At 63.7% G+C, this 18854-nt stretch carries 13 protein-coding genes; 4 read left to right on the forward strand and 9 right to left on the reverse strand.

The window, feature by feature from the left end; translation table 11 throughout:
* Positions 1 to 200: 200 nt before the first annotated feature.
* The 7 genes from rpsA to mtnA all read right to left on the reverse strand — a co-directional run bounded on the left by rpsA (position 201) and on the right by mtnA (position 11631).
* Complete coding sequence (gene rpsA, locus L6D77_RS04980; protein WP_110992524.1) at positions 201 to 1877, reverse strand: 30S ribosomal protein S1; 1677 nt, start codon at positions 1875 to 1877, stop codon at positions 201 to 203.
* A 123-nt stretch (positions 1878 to 2000) separates the two neighbouring features.
* Positions 2001 to 2687 (reverse strand): (d)CMP kinase, encoded by a 687-nt coding sequence (gene cmk, locus L6D77_RS04985; protein ID WP_236170010.1) that lies wholly within the window; start codon positions 2685 to 2687, stop codon positions 2001 to 2003.
* Positions 2684 to 4924 (reverse strand): bifunctional prephenate dehydrogenase/3-phosphoshikimate 1-carboxyvinyltransferase, encoded by a 2241-nt coding sequence (locus L6D77_RS04990; protein WP_232882325.1) that lies wholly within the window; start codon positions 4922 to 4924, stop codon positions 2684 to 2686. Before L6D77_RS04990 ends, cmk begins: the two co-directional genes overlap by 4 nt.
* A gap of 163 nt (positions 4925 to 5087) precedes the next feature.
* Positions 5088 to 6182, reverse strand: coding sequence for a prephenate dehydratase (gene pheA / locus L6D77_RS04995; RefSeq protein ID WP_153786959.1), 1095 nt, complete (start codon positions 6180 to 6182; stop codon positions 5088 to 5090).
* Positions 6182 to 7267, reverse strand: a complete 1086-nt coding sequence (serC, locus tag L6D77_RS05000; RefSeq protein WP_232882326.1) for a 3-phosphoserine/phosphohydroxythreonine transaminase — start codon at positions 7265 to 7267, stop codon at positions 6182 to 6184. Before serC ends, pheA begins: the two co-directional genes overlap by 1 nt.
* A 245-nt stretch (positions 7268 to 7512) precedes the next feature.
* Positions 7513 to 10284: a DNA gyrase subunit A gene (gyrA, locus tag L6D77_RS05005; protein ID WP_236170011.1), complete on the reverse strand. Its 2772-nt coding sequence runs from the start codon at positions 10282 to 10284 to the stop codon at positions 7513 to 7515.
* A gap of 270 nt (positions 10285 to 10554) precedes the next feature.
* Complete coding sequence (gene mtnA, locus L6D77_RS05010; protein ID WP_153786962.1) at positions 10555 to 11631, reverse strand: S-methyl-5-thioribose-1-phosphate isomerase; 1077 nt, start codon at positions 11629 to 11631, stop codon at positions 10555 to 10557.
* Between the two features lie 111 nt (positions 11632 to 11742).
* Between mtnA and L6D77_RS05015 the strand changes: the two genes are divergently transcribed.
* The 4 genes from L6D77_RS05015 (at position 11743) to L6D77_RS05030 (ending at position 15316) form a co-directional block, all read left to right on the forward strand.
* Entirely contained in the window at positions 11743 to 13068 is a 1326-nt protein-coding gene (locus L6D77_RS05015) for a TRZ/ATZ family hydrolase (protein WP_232882328.1), read from the forward strand.
* Positions 13069 to 13132: 64 nt separating this feature from the next.
* Positions 13133 to 13831 (forward strand): bifunctional 2-polyprenyl-6-hydroxyphenol methylase/3-demethylubiquinol 3-O-methyltransferase UbiG, encoded by a 699-nt coding sequence (ubiG, locus tag L6D77_RS05020; protein ID WP_232882329.1) that lies wholly within the window; start codon positions 13133 to 13135, stop codon positions 13829 to 13831.
* Between the two features lie 2 nt (positions 13832 to 13833).
* Positions 13834 to 14505, forward strand: coding sequence for an N-acetylmuramic acid 6-phosphate phosphatase MupP (gene mupP / locus L6D77_RS05025; protein WP_232882330.1), 672 nt, complete (start codon positions 13834 to 13836; stop codon positions 14503 to 14505).
* A 70-nt stretch (positions 14506 to 14575) separates the two neighbouring features.
* A complete protein-coding gene (locus L6D77_RS05030) occupies positions 14576 to 15316 on the forward strand; it encodes a YciK family oxidoreductase (protein ID WP_232882331.1) in 741 nt (246 codons plus the stop codon).
* A 119-nt stretch (positions 15317 to 15435) separates the two neighbouring features.
* On the opposite strand, the gene L6D77_RS05035 is transcribed toward L6D77_RS05030, so the two are convergent.
* Together L6D77_RS05035 and L6D77_RS05040 are read right to left on the reverse strand one after the other, a co-directional pair.
* Positions 15436 to 16221 (reverse strand): iron-containing redox enzyme family protein, encoded by a 786-nt coding sequence (locus tag L6D77_RS05035; protein ID WP_232882332.1) that lies wholly within the window; start codon positions 16219 to 16221, stop codon positions 15436 to 15438.
* 38 nt (positions 16222 to 16259) lie between these two features.
* On the reverse strand, positions 16260 to 18716 hold the full coding sequence (locus tag L6D77_RS05040; protein WP_236170012.1) for an EAL domain-containing protein: 2457 nt from the start codon (positions 18714 to 18716) through the stop codon (positions 16260 to 16262).
* Between the last annotated feature and the right edge of the window lie 138 nt (positions 18717 to 18854).

The following is an 18854-nucleotide window of genomic DNA, read 5'->3' on the forward strand; positions in this document are numbered from 1 at the left end:
AGCTAGATCATTGCTTAATCAGTTTGTAGCACGCTCCAGCTGATTTGAACAGGCTAGTTCTTGACTAAAAGAAAAAATTCAAGATTACGCTTTAACCCGCTTGAACGCTGATCGTCGCAAACCCGTGACGGACGAAGCCGAATTGCGAGCATGAAAAAGGGCGACCGAAGTCGCCCTTTTTCTTACCGATCAAACAGAACTCAGTTCTGCTTGGCCATTGCTTCGCGCAGCAGCGCAGCCATGGTGGTATCGGCAGCCGCTTCCGGAGCGTTTTTCAGGCTCTGGATGGCTTCGCGCTCTTCAGCATCGTCCTTCGACTTGATGGACAGGCTGATAACGCGGGACTTGCGGTCGACGCTGATGATCTTGGCTTCGATCTCTTCGCCTTCCTTCAGCACGTTACGGGCGTCTTCAACGCGGTCACGGCTGATTTCGGAAGCTTTCAGAGTAGCTTCGATGTCGTCGGCCAGGGTCACGATAGCGCCCTTGGCATCAACTTCCTTGACGATACCTTTGACGATAGCGCCCTTGTCGTTGATCGAAACGAAGTTGGAGAACGGATCATCTTCCAGCTGCTTGATGCCCAGGGAGATGCGCTCGCGCTCTGGGTCAACCGACAGGATGACGGTTTCCAGCTCGTCGCCCTTCTTGAAGCGACGCACGGCTTCTTCGCCAGCTTCGTTCCAGGAGATGTCGGACAGGTGAACCAGACCGTCGATGCCGCCGTCCAGGCCGATGAAGATACCGAAGTCGGTGATCGACTTGATGGTACCGGTGATCTTGTCACCCTTGTTGAACTGGCCGGAGAAGTCTTCCCATGGGTTGGACTTGCACTGCTTGATGCCCAGGGAGATACGACGACGCTCTTCGTCGATGTCCAGAACCATGACTTCCACTTCGTCGCCAACCTGAACGACTTTCGACGGGTGGATGTTCTTGTTGGTCCAGTCCATTTCGGAAACGTGTACCAGGCCTTCAACGCCTTCTTCCAGCTCAGCGAAGCAGCCGTAGTCGGTCAGGTTGGTAACGCGAGCAGTTACGCGAGTGCTCTCTGGGTAACGGGCTTTGATAGCAACCCATGGGTCTTCACCCAGTTGCTTCAGGCCCAGCGAAACGCGGTTGCGCTCGCGATCGTACTTCAGGACCTTGACGTCGATCTCGTCGCCAACGTTGACGATCTCGGACGGGTGCTTGATACGCTTCCAGGCCATGTCGGTGATGTGCAGCAGACCATCGACGCCGCCCAGGTCAACGAACGCACCGTAGTCGGTGAGGTTCTTGACGATACCTTTGACCTGCTGGCCTTCCTGCAGCGATTCCAGCAGAGCTTCGCGCTCGGCGCTGTTTTCGGCTTCCAGGACGCTGCGACGGGAAACGACAACGTTGTTGCGCTTCTGGTCCAGCTTGATGACCTTGAATTCCAGCTCTTTGCCTTCGAGGTGGGTGGTGTCGCGCACTGGGCGGACATCAACCAGGGAGCCCGGCAGGAACGCACGGATGCCGTTAACGTCGACAGTGAAGCCGCCTTTAACCTTACCGTTGATAACGCCCTTGACCACTTCTTCAGCAGCGAAAGCAGCTTCCAGAACAATCCAGCACTCGGCGCGCTTGGCTTTTTCACGGGACAGCTTGGTTTCGCCAAAGCCGTCTTCGACCGCGTCCAGCGCAACGTGAACTTCGTCACCGACCTTGATGGTCAGTTCGCCAGCTTCGTTGTAGAACTGCTCGAGCGGGATGACGCCCTCGGACTTCAGGCCAGCGTGTACGGTAACCCAGTCGCCGTCGATGTCGACAACGATACCGGTGATGATCGCACCCGGCTGAAGATTGAGGGTTTTCAGGCTTTCTTCAAAGAGTTCTGCAAAGCTTTCGCTCATTTTAATTCCTGTAGATTCGGGCGAAAAAGACGCCCATAGCCACATTCCAGACAATGTGGGTTTCGTTAAGTTAAGAAGCGCTGACAGGACGTTGACTGGTGCCCCTGCCCGCTCTCCTCTCCATCAGACCAAGTCGCGCAGGGCGAGCTCGCTTCTGATGCGTTGCAGCACCTGCTCGATGGACAACTCCGTGGAGTCCAGCTGGATCGCATCGGCCGCCGGTTTGAGCGGGGCCACTGCGCGCTGGATGTCGCGCTCATCGCGCGCACGGATCTCATCTAGCAGACTCGACAGACTAACATCTTCGCCCTTGCCCTTCAACTGCAGGTAACGGCGACGGGCACGCTCCTCGGCACTGGCGGTGAGGAACACTTTCAACGGCGCGTCCGGGAATACCACGGTACCCATGTCACGGCCATCGGCGATCAGCCCGGGCGCTTCGCGGAACGCGCGCTGACGCTGCAGCAGCGCCTCGCGCACCGCCGGCAGCGAGGCGACCATCGAGGCGCCGGCGCCGACCGTCTCGGTGCGGATGACGTTGCTGACATCCTCGCCCTCGAGAATGATCTGCTGCAGCTTGCCAGGCTCGGCGGCGATGAACTGCACGTCCAGATGGGCCGCCAGGGCCTTGAGCAGCTCTTCGTTGGTCAGGTCGACACCGTGGTTGCTGGCATTGAATGCCAGCAAGCGGTACAGGGCGCCGGAGTCGAGCAGACGCCAGCCCAGCTCACGGGCCAGCAACCCTGCGACCGTACCCTTGCCCGAGCCGCTTGGCCCGTCGATGGTGATGACCGGCGCTTGCGAATTCACGACTTGCCCTCTTCTGCGACGCGAATACCGACTTCCTTGCACAGCGCCAGGAAGTTGGGGAACGACGTGGCGACGTTGGCGCAGTCATGAATGACGATCGGTGCAGTAGCGCGCAGCGAGGCGATGCTGAACGCCATGGCGATACGGTGATCACCATGGCCGTGCACTTCACCGCCACCGATCTGGCCGCCGTCAATGATGATGCCATCCGGGGTCGGCTCGCACTTCACACCCAGGGTGATCAGGCCGTCGGCCATCACCTGGATGCGGTCCGACTCCTTCACCCGCAACTCTTCGGCACCGCGCAGCACGGTACGCCCTTCGGCGCAGGCAGCGGCGACGAACAGCACCGGGAACTCGTCAATGGCCAGTGGCACCAGCTCTTCAGGGATATCGATACCCTTGAGCTTGGCGCCACGCACACGCAGGTCGGCCACAGGCTCGCCGCCGACTTCACGCTGGTTCTCCAGGGCGATGTCACCGCCCATCAGGCGCAGGATGTCGATCACGCCGGTGCGGGTGGGGTTGATGCCGACATGCTCCAGGACCAGCTCGGAACCTTCGGCGATCGAAGCGGCCACCAGGAAGAACGCTGCGGAAGAGATGTCCGCCGGTACTTCGATGCGGGTCGCAGTCAGCTTGCCGCCGGACTGCAGCGAGGCGACCGGGCCGTTCGACTCGACCGAGTAGCCGAAGCCACGCAGCATGCGCTCGGTGTGGTCACGGGTCGGCGCAGGCTCGGTTACGGTGGTGGTGCCTTCGGCGTACAGGCCCGCCAGCAGCAGGCAGGATTTGACCTGGGCACTGGCCATCGGCAGCGTGTAGGTCAGGGCCTTGAGCTTGGCGCCACCACGAATGGTCAGCGGTGGGCGCCCTTCCGGGCCGGTTTCGACTACCGCGCCCATTTCGCGCAGCGGGTTGGCCACGCGGTTCATCGGGCGCTTGGACAGCGAGGCGTCGCCGGTCATGGTCACATCGAACGGCTGGCCAGCCAGCAGGCCCGAGAGCAGGCGCATCGAGGTGCCGGAGTTGCCGACATAGAGCGGGCCAGGCGGCGGCTTCAGGCCGTGCAGGCCAACACCGTGAATGGTCACGCGGCCATGTTGCGGGCCCTCGATGACCACGCCCATGTCACGGAACGCTTGCAGGGTGGCAAGCGCGTCTTCACCTTCGAGGAAGCCTTCGACTTCAGTGGTGCCTTCGGCCAGGGAGCCGAGCATGATCGAACGGTGGGAAATCGATTTGTCGCCCGGTACGCGAATCCGTCCGGAGACGCGGCCACCAGGTTGGGCCAGGAAAATCATGTCGTTGGCGTTCATAGCGTCCACATAGGCCCGACGGGCAAGGATTTTACTGAAATGCTCGCGGGCAACCCGGGCGCGGGTGAACACACCCAGCAGTTGGTGCCCGTCTCCAGCATCGACCGCGTCGCGCAAGGCGTCGAGATCGCTGCGAAATGTATCGAGGGTGCGCAGGACCGCTTCCCGGTTGGCGAGGAAGATGTCATGCCACATGATCGGGTCGCTGCCGGCGATTCTCGTGAAATCGCGGAAGCCCCCCGCAGCGTACCGGAAGATGTCCAGGTTTTCATTGCGCTTGGCCAACGAGTCGACCAGCCCGAATGCCAGCAGGTGGGGCAGATGGCTGGTGGCTGCCAGCACTTCGTCGTGGCGCTCCACCGGCATGTGCTCGACATCGGCGTCCAGCGCGCGCCACAGCCGGTCGACCAGCGCCAGCGCGGCCGGATCGGTCTCTGGCAATGGCGTGAGAATGACTTTGTGCCGGCGGAACAGCGCGGCATTGGAGGCCTCCACCCCGCTCTGCTCGGAACCGGCGATCGGGTGGCCCGGGACGAAGCGCGACAGGCCTGCGGCAAAGGCCTCACGGGCCGCGCGCACCACATTGCCCTTGGCGCTACCGACATCGGTGATCACCGCATCGCCCAGCGGCAACTGCGCAAGCAGCGCCAGCACCTTTTCCATCGCCAGGATGGGCACGGCCAGCTGGATCACGTCGGCGCCGACACAGGCCGCGGCCAAGTCGGCTTCACAGCGATCAACCACACCGAGCGCCACCGCCTGCTTGCGTGACTCGGCATCCAGGTCGACGCCGACCACTTCGCGGCACAGCCCGCTTTCGCGCAGCCCCTTGGCAAAGGAGCCGCCGATCAGGCCGAGACCGACGACGACCAGGCGGTTGATCAGTGGGGTGGAATTGTTTGTTACAGCATTAACCACGAGCGCGAACCCTGTTCAAAAACATGCCAGTCAGTGAGGCCGCAGGGGGCTGCTGCGCAGCCCATCGCTGGCAAGCCAGCTCCCACAGGGCCGGCGACACACCGCTCCTTGTGGGAGCCGGCTTGCCGGCGATGGGCCGCAAGGCGGCCCCCTGCAAAATCGATCAAAGCACCGCTTTCGGATAGGAACCCAGCACCTTCAGCGCCACAGCCTCCTGGCTGATCTTCTCCAGCACCGCCTTGATCAACGGGTCGCGGTGGTGGCCGACGAAGTCGATGAAGAACACGTAGGTCCACTTGCCACTGCGCGACGGGCGGGTCTCGATGCGCGTCAGGTCGATGCCATTTTCATGGAACGGCACCAACAGCTCATGCAGCGCACCGGGCTTGTTGCTCATGGAGACGATGATCGAGGTCTTGTCGTCGCCGGTCGGCGGCACTTCCTGGTTACCGATCATCAAAAAGCGCGTGGAGTTGTCCGGGCGGTCCTCGATCTTCTCGGCCAGGCGGGTCAGACCATACAGGTTCGCCGCCATATCACCGGCGATCGCCGCAGAGTTCCACTCACCCTTGACCCGCTTGGCCGCCTCGGCGTTGCTCGAAACCGCCACGCGCTCGACATTCGGGTAATGCGCGTCCAGCCACTTACGGCACTGGGCCAGCGACTGGGCATGGGAGTAGATGCGGGTAATGCTATCGGTCTTGGTGTTCTCGCCCACCAGCAGGTGGTGGTGGATGCGCAGCTCGACCTCACCGCAGATCACCATGTCGTGCTCGAGGAAGCTGTCCAGGGTATGGCTGACCGCACCTTCGGTAGAGTTTTCCACCGGCACCACGCCGAAGTTGACGGCACCGGCCGCCACTTCACGGAACACTTCGTCGATGGCCGCCATCGGGCGGCTGACCACGGCATGGCCGAAGTGCTTCATGGCCGCCGCCTGGGTGAAGGTCCCCTCAGGGCCGAGGTAGGCAATCTTCAACGGCTCTTCAAGCGCCAGGCACGACGACATGATCTCGCGGAACAACCGCGCCATCTCTTCGTTGCCTAGCGGGCCCTTGTTACGCTCCATCACGCGCTTGAGCACGGCAGCTTCGCGCTCGGGGCGATAGAACACCGGCTTCTCGCCTTCGGCCAGCGAGGCGGTCTTGACCCGCGCCACTTCTTCGGCGCAACGCGCGCGGTCGCTGATCAGCTCGAGGATCTTCTCGTCGAGGCTGTCGATGCGTACGCGCAGGGCCTTGAGTTCCTGTTCGGACATCAGCCGTGCTCCTTCTCGAATTCAGCCATGTAACCCACCAGCGCTTCGACCGCTTCCAGGCCCAGGGCGTTGTAGATCGATGCGCGCATGCCGCCCACCGACCGGTGGCCTTTGAGGTTCAGCAGGCCACGGGCATCGGCGCCGGCCAGGAAGGCCTTGTCCAGACGCTCGTCGGCCAGGCGGAACGGCACGTTCATCCACGAACGGGCGTTGTGGCTGATCGGGTTGGTATAGAACTCGCTGGCATCGATGAAGCCGTACAGGCGGTCTTTCTTGGCACGGTTGCGCTGCTCCATGGCCTCGACACCACCCTGCTCCTTGAGCCACTCGAACACCAGGCCCGAGAGGTACCAAGAGTAAGTGGCCGGCGTGTTGTACATCGAGCCGTTGTCGGCCGAGACCTTGTAGTCGAGCATGGTCGGGCAGCTGCTGCGGGCACGGCCCAGCAAGTCTTCACGCACGATCACCACCACCAGGCCGCTCGGGCCGATGTTTTTCTGCGCACCGGCGTAGATCAGGCCGTACTGCGACACGTCGATCGGGCGCGAGAGGATGTCCGAGGACATATCGACCACCAGCGGCACGTCGCCTGCCTCGGGCACCCAGTCGAACTGCAGGCCACCGATGGTCTCGTTGGAGGCGTAGTGCAGGTAGGCGGCATTCTTGCTCAGCTGCCACTCGTTCTGGCCCGGGATGGCCAGGTAGTCATAGGGCTTGGCGCTGGCAGCGACATTGACATTACCGAAACGACGCGCTTCCTCGATGGCCTTTTTCGACCAGATACCGGTCTCGACATAGTCCGCGGTGCCGTTTTCCGGCAGCAGGTTCAGCGGGATCTCGGCGAACTGCTGGCTGGCGCCACCCTGCAGGAACAGCACCTTGTAGTTGGAGGGGACGGACAGCAGGTCACGCAGGTCCTGCTCGGCCTTCTCGGCGATGGCCACGTAGTCGTCGCTGCGATGGCTCATTTCCATCACCGACAAACCCTTGCCGCGCCAGTCCAGCATTTCTGCCTGGGCACGCTGCAGGACGGCATCAGGAAGCGCGGCAGGGCCTGCGCAGAAGTTAAAGGCTCGTTTGCTCACATCCACTCTCGCTCTGCCAAATAGAACAAATCGTAACTTGCAGGCCCCGCCCACCCCTGTAGGAGCGGCCTTGTGTCGCGAAAGGGCCGTATGGCGGCCCCAGGATTTCAGTGACACCGCATGAATCCGGGGCTGCTTCGCAGCCCTTTCGCGACACAAGGCCGCTCCTACAGGGGCCAGCGCTGCCGGCTCTAATCAGTCAAACGGGGCGACCTTGGTCGCCCCGTTCGGGTTGTAGCACTTGCTTACTCTTGCGGCGCCTCTTCAGCGCCGGCGCTGTCCTCGTCAGCGGCATCCACCGCGTCGAGCGGTGCGCCCTCCTCGTCCGTCTCGATGACATCGTCGAGTTCGTCCTCGGATGGCTCCTGGATACGCTCCAGGCCTACCAGCGTCTCGTCGGCTGCCAGCTTGATCAGCGTCACACCCTGGGTGTTACGGCTCAGGCTGGACACTTCGCCAACCCGCGTACGCACCAGCGTGCCCTGGTCGGAGATCAGCATGATCTCTTCGCCTTCCTGCACCTGGATAGCACCGACCAGCAGACCGTTGCGCCCCTTGGTACCCATGGCGATCACGCCTTGGCCACCACGGCCGCGACGCGGGAACTTGGACAGCGGGGTACGCTTGCCGAAGCCACGCTCGGAAGCGGTGAGGATCTGCGCGCCGGACTCCGGGATCAGCATCGAGATAATCTGCTGCCCTTTGCCCAGCTTCATGCCGCGCACGCCGCGGGCGGTACGGCCCATTTCGCGCACGACGCTCTCGGCGAAACGGATCACCTTGCCGGCGTCGGAGAACATCATGACTTCCTTGGCACCGTCGGTGATGGCCGCGGCGATCAGGGTGTCGCCCTCTTTGAGCTTCAGGGCGATCAGGCCGTTGGAACGCGGACGGGCGAACTGCACCAGCGGGGTCTTCTTGACGGTACCGGAAGCGGTGGCCATGAAGATGTAGGCGCCTGTCGCTTCGGCAACCCACTCCGGCGTGTCACCGTCTTCCTCGTCGATCTCTTCGGCCTCTACCAGCTCGCCTTCGATCACGTTGTCATCGCTGTCTTCCAGCTCTTCCTCAGGGTCTGCGTGCTGCTGCAGCGCCTCCAGGTCGATCTGCAGCATGGCGGTGATGCGCTCACCCTCCTCCAGCGGCAGCAGGTTGACCAGCGGGCGACCGCGGGCGGCACGGGAGGCCTCGGGGATTTCGTAGGTCTTCTTCCAGTACACCTTGCCCTTGCTGGAGAACAGCAACAGGGTGGCGTGGCTGTTGGCGACCAGCAGGTGCTCGATGTAGTCCTCGTCCTTGACGCCGGTAGCCGACTTGCCCTTGCCACCACGGCGCTGGGCCTGGTAGGCGGACAACGGCTGGGTCTTGGCATAACCACCGTGGGAGATGGTCACCACACGCTCTTCTTCCGGGATCATGTCGCCGTAGTTGAGGTCGTGGCTGGCATTGAGGATTTCGGTGCGGCGGGCATCGCCATACTCGGCACGGATCGCTTCAAGCTCTTCGCGGATCACTTCCATCAGGCGCTCAGCACTGCTGAGGATGCGGATCAGTTCGCCGATCTGCTCGAGGATCTCCTGGTACTCGGCCAGCAGCTTCTCGTGCTCAAGGCCGGTCAGGCGGTGCAGACGCAGGTCGAGAATGGCCTGGGCCTGCTCCGGCGACAGGTAGTACTTGCCTTCGCGCAGGCCGTATTGCTCCGGCAGGTCTTCCGGGCGGCACGACTCGGCGCCGGCGCGCTCGACCATGACCTGCACGGCGCTGGATTCCCAGGCCATGGCGACCAACGCTTCCTTGGCCTCGGAAGGCGTCGGCGAAGCCTTGATCAGGGCGATGACCGGGTCGATGTTGGACAGCGCGACCGCCTGACCTTCAAGGATGTGGCCACGTTCGCGGGCCTTGCGCAGTTCGAACACGGTACGACGGGTCACCACTTCGCGGCGGTGACGGACGAACGCTTCGAGCAGGTCCTTGAGGTTGAGCAGGCGTGGGCGACCGTCGATCAGGGCAACAATGTTGATGCCGAACACGCTCTGCAGCTGGGTCTGCTGGTAGAGGTTGTTGAGCACCACCTCCGGCACCTCGCCGCGACGCAGCTCGATGACGATGCGCATGCCGTCCTTGTCGGACTCGTCGCGCAGCTCGGTGATGCCTTCGATCTTCTTCTCTTTCACCAGCTCGGCGATCTTCTCGATCAGGCGCGCCTTGTTCAGCTGGTAAGGCAGCTCGGTGATGACGATCTGCTGGCGGCCACCGACCTTGTCGATGTCTTCGATCTCGGAGCGGGCGCGCATATAAATGCGGCCACGGCCGGTGCGATAGGCCTCGATGATGCCCTGGCGACCGTTGATCTGGCCGGCCGTGGGGAAATCCGGGCCCGGGATGAACTGCATCAGTTCATCGACCGTGATATCGGAGTTGTCGATCAGTGCCAGGCAGCCATCGATCACTTCGCCCAGGTTGTGCGGCGGAATGTTGGTGGCCATGCCCACGGCAATACCGCTGGAACCGTTGACCAGCAGGTTGGGGATACGGGTCGGCATGACCGCCGGGATCTGCTCGGTGCCGTCGTAGTTGGGCACCCAGTCGACGGTCTCTTTGTGCAGGTCGGCCAGCAGCTCGTGGGCCAGCTTGGACATGCGCACTTCGGTGTATCGCATGGCCGCGGCGTTGTCGCCGTCCACCGAACCGAAGTTGCCCTGGCCATCGACCAGCAGGTAGCGCAGCGAGAACGGCTGCGCCATACGCACGATGGTGTCGTACACGGCAGTGTCGCCGTGGGGGTGGTACTTACCGATCACGTCACCGACCACACGGGCGGATTTCTTGTACGGCTTGTTCCAGTCGTTGCCCAGTTCGCTCATCGCATACAGAACGCGACGATGCACGGGCTTCAAGCCGTCACGCGCATCGGGCAGCGCTCGCCCGACAATCACGCTCATCGCGTAGTCGAGGTAAGACTGTCTCAGTTCGTCTTCGATATTGACCGGGAGGATTTCTTTGGCCAGTTCGCCCATGAGAAGCCTGATTCCTTTTTCTGGTGAAACTTCGCCTGATCCCTCGAAGGACGAACGAAGCTCGCCGCCGCAGTGCATAGGGGTGCGACGACATACGACAAATCAATGAGTTGTGCCATGGATCTGCGCAATGAAGGCCGCCTCAACGAGCGGCCTTGGAAACTGCCGGATGTTACCACAAAGGCTGGGCGCATGGGAGATATGGCAGGATGCCGCCGCGCCCCCTGACAGCCCCATCCATCTGGACAGGGCGAAGCCGCTGAAACCCCCTCAATGCAGGCGTTTGCGGCACATCAGCTGGGCGATCTTCGCGGTATCCGGGCGCTCGACCACGCCTCTTTCGGTAACGATCACGTCGATCAGGTCGGCCGGGGTGACATCCACCACCGGGTTGTAGGCCTCGACATCGGCCGTTACCTGGATGCCTTCCACCTCCAGCAGCTCTTCTTCGCCGCGCACTTCCAGCGGGATGTCTTCACCTGTAGCCAGGTTCAGGTCGATGCTGGTGCTCGGCGCCACCACCATGAAGCGCAAGCCATGGTGCATCGCCGTTACCGCCATCTGATAGGTACCGATCTTCGCCGCCACGTCGCCATTGGCGGCGATACAGTCGGCGCCGACCACCACCCAGGTAATGCCTTTGACTTTCATCAAGTGCCCGGCAGCGGAATCGGCGACCACGGTCACCGGCACGCCATCGGCGGCCAGTTCCCAAGCTGTCAGGCGCGAGCCCTGCAACCACGGGCGCGACTCACAGGCATAGACCCGCTCGACCATGCCTTCCAGCGCCGCAGCCCGGATCACCCCCAGTGCGGTACCGAAACCACCACTGGCCAGGGCCCCGGCATTGCCATGGGTCAGCAGCACCTGCTCGCTGCCCTGGTGCTTGCGGATCTGCTCGACACCGAACTGGGCCATGGTCAGGTTGGCCTCGCGATCGCTCTCATGGATGGCCACCGCCTCGGCCTCCAGCGCCGCCAGCACGTCCTCTTCAGGGCGAAGGCGCTGCAGGCGTTCGCGCATGCGGTTGAGCGCCCAGAACAGGTTGGCCGGCGTGGGGCGCGCCTCGCCCAGCATCATGAAGTCTTCTTCCAGGGCCTCTTCCCAGCCGTCGCCTTCGGCCAGCCGCTGACGCAACGCCAGCACCAGCCCGTAGGCGGCACAGATGCCGATTGCCGAGGCGCCACGCACGGCCATGTCGCCGATCGCCTCGACCACCGCCGCAACGTCGGTGCAGGCCAGCCAATGCTGCTCGAGCGGCAGCAGGCGCTGGTCGAGCAGGTGCAACGCGCCGTCGCGCCACTCGATGCCCGTCACCGTCTCCGCCGCCAAAAGTTGCTCGCGCATCGCCTCTCCCCGTCGCCCTGGCATCAAAAGCCGGCGATTATAGCGACCCTGCGCCCCGGACGCTCGGGTATACTGCGCGTTTCGCCGAACCGACCCAGGTATATGCCGCGCATGCCCACCGCCACTCCCCCTCTCGACCTGCTGCTCGTGCCGCAATGGCTGGTGCCCGTGGAGCCGGCAGGGGTGGTACTGACGGGGCACGCGCTGGGCATTCGCGACGGCCTGATCGCCTGGCTTGGCCCGCGCGAGCGGGCCCCCCAGGCGAACGCGGTGCGCGAGCTGCCCGACTGCCTGCTCAGCCCCGGGCTGATCAATGCCCACGGCCATGCCGCCATGAGCCTGTTCCGCGGGCTTGCCGACGACCTGCCCTTGATGACCTGGCTCCAGGAACACATCTGGCCGGCGGAAGGGCGCTGGGTCGACGAGGCCTTCGTGCGCGACGGCACCGACCTGGCCATCGCCGAACAGCTCAAGGGCGGCATCACCTGCTTCGCCGACATGTACTTCTTCCCCCGCGAAGCCTGCGACCGCGTGCACCGCAGCGGCATCCGCGCCCAGATCGCAGTGCCCCTGCTGGACTTCCCGATCCCCGGCGCACGCACCCCGGAAGAAGGCCTGCAGCTGGCCATCGAGCTGTTCGGCGACCTGCGCCACCACCCGCGCATCAGCATCGCCCTGGGCCCACACGCGCCCTACACGGTCAGTGACCAGAACCTGGAAAAGATCCGCATCATCGCCGACCAGCTCGACGCGCCGCTGCACATGCACATCCATGAGACCGCCAGCGAAGTCGAGCAGGCGCTCAACGACACCGGCGAGCGCCCGCTGGCGCGCCTTGCGCGCCTGGGCCTGCTCGGCCCCAACCTGCAGGCAGTGCACATGACCCAGGTCAGCGACGAAGACCTGGCGCTGCTGGTAGAAAGCAACACCAGCGTGGTCCACTGCCCGGAATCCAACCTCAAGCTGGCCAGCGGCTTCTGCCCGGTGGAGCGCCTGTGGCAGGCCGGTGTGAATGTGGCCATCGGTACCGATGGCGCGGCCAGCAACAACGACCTCGACCTGCTCGGCGAAACCCGCACCGCCGCCCTGCTGGCCAAGGCCGTCGCCGGCAGCGCCACCGCCCTGGACGCCCACCGGGCGCTGCGCATGGCCACGCTCAATGGCGCGCGTGCGCTGGGCCTTGGGGACGTGACCGGCTCACTGGAGCCGGGCAAGGCCGCCGACCTGGCCGTGTTCGACCTGTCCGGCCTGGCCCAGCAACCCGTGCACGACCCGGTTTCGCAACTGATCTACGCCACCGGCCGCGACTGCGTCAAAGACGTCTGGGTCGCCGGCCATCCCCTGGTGCAGGACCGCCGCCTGACGCGGATGGACGAGCAGGCACTGGCCGCCACGGCCCGCGCCTGGGGAGCCCGCATCAACGGGCGCAACGAATGACTGGCCGGCAGCCACGGCTGCCGCCCCGTGACACTCTTTATCGAAGTTTCAGAGGACTGTTCAAATGAGCAACGTCGACCACGCCGAAATCGCCAAGTTCGAAGCCCTGGCCCACCGCTGGTGGGACCGCGAAAGCGAGTTCAAGCCCCTGCACGACATCAACCCGTTGCGCGTCAACTGGATCGACGAACGGGTCAGCCTGGCCGGCAAGAAAGTGCTCGACGTCGGCTGCGGCGGCGGCATCCTCAGTGAAGCGATGGCCCAGCGCGGCGCCACCGTCACCGGCATCGACATGGGCGAGGCACCGCTGGCGGTAGCCCAGCTGCACCAGCTGGAGTCCGGCGTCGCAGTCGAATACCGGCAGATCACCGCCGAAGCCCTGGCCGAGGAAATGCCCGAGCAGTTCGACGTGGTCACCTGCCTGGAAATGCTCGAGCACGTGCCCGACCCATCCTCGGTGATCCGCGCCTGCTACCGCATGGTCAAGCCAGGCGGCCAGGTGTTCTTCTCGACCATCAACCGCAACCCCAAGGCCTACCTGCTGGCCATCGTCGGCGCCGAGTACATCCTCAAGATGCTGCCGCGCGGCACCCACGACTTCAAGAAGTTCATCCGCCCCTCCGAACTGGGCGCCTGGAGCCGCGCTGCCGGCCTTGAAGTGAAGGACATCATCGGCCTCACTTACAACCCGCTGACCAAGCACTACAAGCTGTGCAACGACGTCGACGTCAACTACATGATCCAGACCCTGCGCGAGGAATGAGCATGCGCCTGCGAGCAGTACTCTTCGACATGGACGGCACCCTGCTGGACACGGCGCCGGACTTCATCGCCATCTGCCAGGCCATGCTCGCCGATCGCGGCCTGCCGGCCATCGATGACGCGCGCATCCGCGACGAGATCTCCGGTGGCGCCCGCGCCATGGTTGCCGCCACCTTCGCCATGGACCCGGACGCCGACGGCTTCGAGGCCCTGCGCCTGGAGTTCCTCGAGCGCTACCAGCGCGACTGCGCGGTGCACAGCAAGCTGTTCGACGGCATGCCGGAGCTGCTGGCCGACATCGAACGCGGCAACCTGCTGTGGGGCGTGGTCACCAACAAGCCGGTGCGTTTCGCCGAGCCGATCATGCAGCGCCTGGGCCTGGCCGAACGCTCGGCGCTGCTGATCTGCCCCGAGCACGTGACGCGCAGCAAGCCCGACCCGGAGCCGATGATCCTCGCCTGCAAGACACTGAACCTGGACCCGGCCAGCGTGCTGTTCGTCGGCGACGACCTGCGCGATATCGAGTCGGGCCGCGATGCCGGCACCCGCACCGCCGCCGTGCGCTATGGCTATATTCATCCACAGGACAACCCCAACAACTGGGGCGCCGACGTGGTGGTGGACCACCCGCTGGAACTGCGCAAGGTGATCGACAGCGCGCTGTGCGGCTGCTGAACGCCAACTGATGCCCCGAACACCGTCCTGTGGGAGCGGTGCAGCATCAACGAACTCGAAGGATCTGGACATGTTCGACTACACCGCCCGCCCCGACCTGCTCAAAGGCCGGATCATCCTGGTCACCGGCGCCGGCCGCGGCATCGGCGCCGCCGCCGCCAGGGCCTATGCCGGCCTTGGCGCCACCGTGCTGCTGCTGGGCAAGACCGAAGCCAACCTCAACGAGGTCTATGACCAGATCGAGGCTGCCGGTCATCCGCAACCCGTGGTGATCCCGTTCAACCTGGAAACCGCCCTGCCCCACCAGTACGACGAACTGGCGGCGATGATCGAGGAGCAGTTCGGCCGCCTCGACGGCCTGCTCAACAACGCCTCGATCATCGGCCCGCGCACGCCGATGGAACAGCTGTCGGGCGATAACTTCATGCGCGTGATGCACATCAACGTCAACGCCACCTTCATGCTCACCAGCACCCTGCTGCCGCTGCTCAAGCTGTCGGAGGACGCCTCGGTGGTGTTCACCTCCAGCAGCGTCGGGCGCAAGGGCCGGGCTTACTGGGGGGCGTATGGCGTGTCGAAGTTCGCCACCGAAGGGCTGATGCAGACCCTGGCCGACGAGCTGGAAGGCGTGGCGCCGGTGCGTGCCAACAGCATCAACCCAGGCGCCACGCGCACGGCGATGCGCGCGCAGGCCTACCCGAGCGAGAACCCGCAGAACAATCCGCTGCCCGAAGAGATCATGCCGGTGTATCTGTACCTGATGGGGCCAGACAGCAAGGAAGTGAACGGGCAGGCGCTGAACGCGCAGTAACGTTCAAGATTGCCGGGGCCGCTGCGCAGCCCTTTCGCGACACAAGGCCGCTCCTACAGAGGTACGCATGCTTCTGTAGGAGCGGCCTTGTGCCGCGAAAGAGCCGCAAACCCCAGCAATCAGCCCGCCGCCAAGGCCGGGCGCATCCGCCCCTGTTGGCGCCCTTCCAGCTGCATGCAACGCTCCAGGAACAGGAACATGCAGTCGTAGCTCTTGCAGATCGCCCTGCGCAGTTCGGTGCGCAGCCCCAGCGTCGGGTTCTCACCTGCCAGCGTGCAGATGATTTCCAGCGCCTCCCACGGGTGCGCATCGTCGTACTGGGCGTGCATTTTCAGCCACTTCATCGCGCGCTTGCGGGTTTCGTCGGGGAAGCCTTGGGCGTAGGTGTCATCGGCACAAACCACCGCCGACCACTCGCCCGTGGCACCTTCGATGGCGTAGTTGGTGGCGGCCATGGCGATGGCCAGCGACTCGGTGGCGCAGACCCGCCAGCACCAGTCGTTCAGGCCATTAAGCTCGGGCGGCACCTCCTGCGCCTGCAGCTCGTGCAGGTGAATGCCGTGGGCCTGGCACCAGTGCACCCAGTAGTCGGCATGGTTGAGTTCAACGCGGATGTTGCGCATCAGCCAGCGCCGCGCCATGTCTTCACCGGCGTGGCGCCCGTAACGGGTCTTGGTGAGGTTGTGGGCCATGTACAGCGAGAACTGCTCGACCACCGGCCAACCGCCGATCAGGTACTGGCGGATGGTTGCCGGGCGTAACTGACCATCGCGCAGACGCTGGTAGAACTCATGCTCGACCACCCTGCGCTTGCTTTCGCGGCAATCCTCGATCAGTTGCTGGGCCCAATCCGGATAACTGGCCGGATCCATCAAGGGTCCGATCCTTATGAATGCGTCAATCACTGTCAGCTCCTTGATTCCCTGTGATTTCCGGGCTGAATTCAGCGAAAGGTCCCCGGCGCCCGGTGTAACAGGGGTCTCGCGGCAATCCGTTGGCGCTGCAGGCTGTCGCAGGTGAATACCTGCGGCCGCTCGATGAGATAGCCCTGGGCGTAATCCACGCCGATTTCCTGCAAAGCCTGCTCGATCAAGGGTGTCTCGACGAACTCGGCGATGGTGCGCTTGCCCATCACATGACCGATGTGATTGATCACCTCAACCATAGCCCGATTGATCGGGTCGTCGAGCATGTCTTTGACAAAACTTCCGTCGATCTTCAGGAAGTCTACCGGTAAATGTTTCAAATAGGCGAATGACGACATCCCGGCGCAGAAGTCATCGAGGGAGAACTTGCAGCCCAGCCCTTTCAATTCATTGATGAATCGAATCGCGCTCCCAAGATTGGCGATTGCACTGGTTTCCGTTATTTCAAAACAGATGAGCCGTGGCGGGATCTCGAACTCACCAAACAGCCGCTGCAGGTATTCGAGGAAGTTGTCGTCACCGATGCTCGAACCCGACAGGTTGATCGCGCACAGGGCCAACGGCCCCTCGCGCCCCTCGTCCAGGCATTGGCGGATCACCTGGAACACACTGCGCACCACCCAGCGATCGAGGGCCGTCATCAAGCCGTAACGCTCGGCTGCCGGGATAAAGCTATCGGGCAGAATGGTGCGTCCGCTTTCATCATGCAGGCGCAGCAGGATTTCGATATGGCCCGGCCCCTCCTGCCCTTGCAAGGGCGCGATCTCCTGGGCGTACAGGCAGAAGCGGTTCTCCTCCAGCGCCACATGCAGGCGCTGGATCCAGGCCATCTCGCCAAAGCGCATGGACAGCTCGCTGTCGTCGGCGTGGTACACCTGGACCCGGTTGCGCCCTTTCTCCTTGGCCATGTAGCAGGCCATGTCGGCAGCCCGCAGCGACGCCTCCAGGGTGCTCGGTGCCTGGGCGATATGCACCAGGCCAATACTCACCGTGGTGACGAACGGCCGGCCCTTCCACACGAAATGCAGGCTCTGCACCGCCTGGCGCAGCTGCTCGGCAATGCGCTCGGCCTGCTCCGGCGGGCAGTTTTCCAGCAGCACGCCGAATTCGTCGCCCCCCAGGCGCGCCAGGGTGTCACCCTCGCGCAGGCCCGACTGCAGCACCGCGCAGATATGCCGCAGCAACTCGTCGCCGGCGGCATGGCCACAGGTGTCGTTGACCAGCTTGAACTGGTCGAGGTCGAGGAACATCAACGAGTGGCGCCCCGCCTGGCGCATCAGGGTGTTGAGCGCCTGCTCCAGGCGGTATTCGAATTCGCGGCGGTTGGCCAGCCCGGTGAGGGCGTCATGGGTCGCCTGCCATGACAGGTTGGCGATGTACTGGCGCTCCTGGGTCATGTCGTGAAGCACCACGACGATACCGCTGACCTGGCCGTCGGTCATGATCGGCGAACCCACCAGGTTGATGGAGACCGTGCTGCCGTCCAGACGCTGGATCAACCGGGCATGTTCGTCGCTGCCCTTGAGGCTGCCGCTGAGCACCTGTTCGACCAGGGTTCGGCTGTCCTTCTCGGCGTTCTCGTCGAGCAGGCTGAACAACGCCGCCAATGGCAGGCCCTCGGCCTGGGCAGCCTGCCAGTGAGTCAGCTGCTCGGCCGCGGGGTTCATGAAGGTGATGCAGCCATCGACGTCGGTGGTGATCACCGCATCGCCGATCGACTCGAGGGTGACCTGCGCCCGCTCCCGCTCTTCCTGCAAGGCACTGGCGAAGGCCTGGCGCTGGGCCAGCAGCTTGCTCGAGCGCAGCCAGGCCATGGCGATGAGGAACAGTGCAGTGATCAGGTTGGTGAGCATCAGCACTTTGAGCAGCGCCCGCGAGCCCTCGCCCAGGGCGTCGCTGAAGGCCTTGGCGGCCGGGGTCACGCCATCGTTGATGGCGACGATACGGGTCTTCCATTGCGCCACAAGGCCTGCGTCGACAGCGCCACTGACAAAGCCCTCGCGCATCTCACCCGCCAGCACATCGAGCTGGCGCAGGTAGTCGTCGCCGATATCCCAGTAGTCGATGGCGGTCTGCATGTAGCTGATGTGGCGAAAGTTGCGGTAGAACCAGATGATCCGGGCGACATCGTCCGGGTGGTTGCCGCCCTGCAGGATGCCCTTGCGCGCGGCTTCGATGTCCGGCTCCGCCCGGTCGAGCGCCAGGCGCAGGTCGTGGTCGCCCTGGGGCACCAGAATGGCCTGGCGATAGCGTTGGTAGGTCAGCGGGTGACGATCGTCGGCGTACAGGCTCAAGTAGTAGATGGCGTCCTTCTGGGCCTTGGACCACAGGCTTTCCCCCGCCACGTAGGCACGCACCGAGGACAACGCATAAAGGCTGAGGCTGCCCAGCAGCACCTGGAAAACCACAACGGCAACGAAAGGCCAGATGATGCCCAGCAGCCTTGGCGCTTCGAGAGTCCGATTTCCCTTCATGTAATCCCTGTCACGGCGGCAGATAAGGCACGAATCGACCTAGACACAGCACAGCGTAGGCCATTTGCCATGAAGCAGCGACAAGCGACAAGCTTCAAGCAGCAAGAAAAAGCGCACGCGCTCCTCTTGCCGCTTGAA

It is taken from the genome of Pseudomonas parasichuanensis (assembly GCF_021601385.1).
Lineage (GTDB): Bacteria > Pseudomonadota > Gammaproteobacteria > Pseudomonadales > Pseudomonadaceae > Aquipseudomonas > Aquipseudomonas parasichuanensis.

Bases quoted from the DNA above. Each gene is read 5' to 3' on its own strand.
- rpsA (WP_110992524.1), bottom strand. From the start codon at position 1,877: ATGAGCGAAAGCTTTGCAGAACTCTTTGAAGAAAGCCTGAAAACCCTC.
- pheA (WP_153786959.1), bottom strand. From the start codon at position 6,182: ATGTCCGAACAGGAACTCAAGGCCCTGCGCGTACGCATCGACAGCCTC.
- gyrA (WP_236170011.1), bottom strand. From the start codon at position 10,284: ATGGGCGAACTGGCCAAAGAAATCCTCCCGGTCAATATCGAAGACGAA.
- mtnA (WP_153786962.1), bottom strand. From the start codon at position 11,631: ATGCGCGAGCAACTTTTGGCGGCGGAGACGGTGACGGGCATCGAGTGG.
- L6D77_RS05015 (WP_232882328.1), top strand. From the start codon at position 11,743: ATGCCCACCGCCACTCCCCCTCTCGACCTGCTGCTCGTGCCGCAATGG.
- ubiG (WP_232882329.1), top strand. From the start codon at position 13,133: ATGAGCAACGTCGACCACGCCGAAATCGCCAAGTTCGAAGCCCTGGCC.
- mupP (WP_232882330.1), top strand. From the start codon at position 13,834: ATGCGCCTGCGAGCAGTACTCTTCGACATGGACGGCACCCTGCTGGAC.
- L6D77_RS05030 (WP_232882331.1), top strand. From the start codon at position 14,576: ATGTTCGACTACACCGCCCGCCCCGACCTGCTCAAAGGCCGGATCATC.
- L6D77_RS05040 (WP_236170012.1), bottom strand. From the start codon at position 18,716: ATGAAGGGAAATCGGACTCTCGAAGCGCCAAGGCTGCTGGGCATCATC.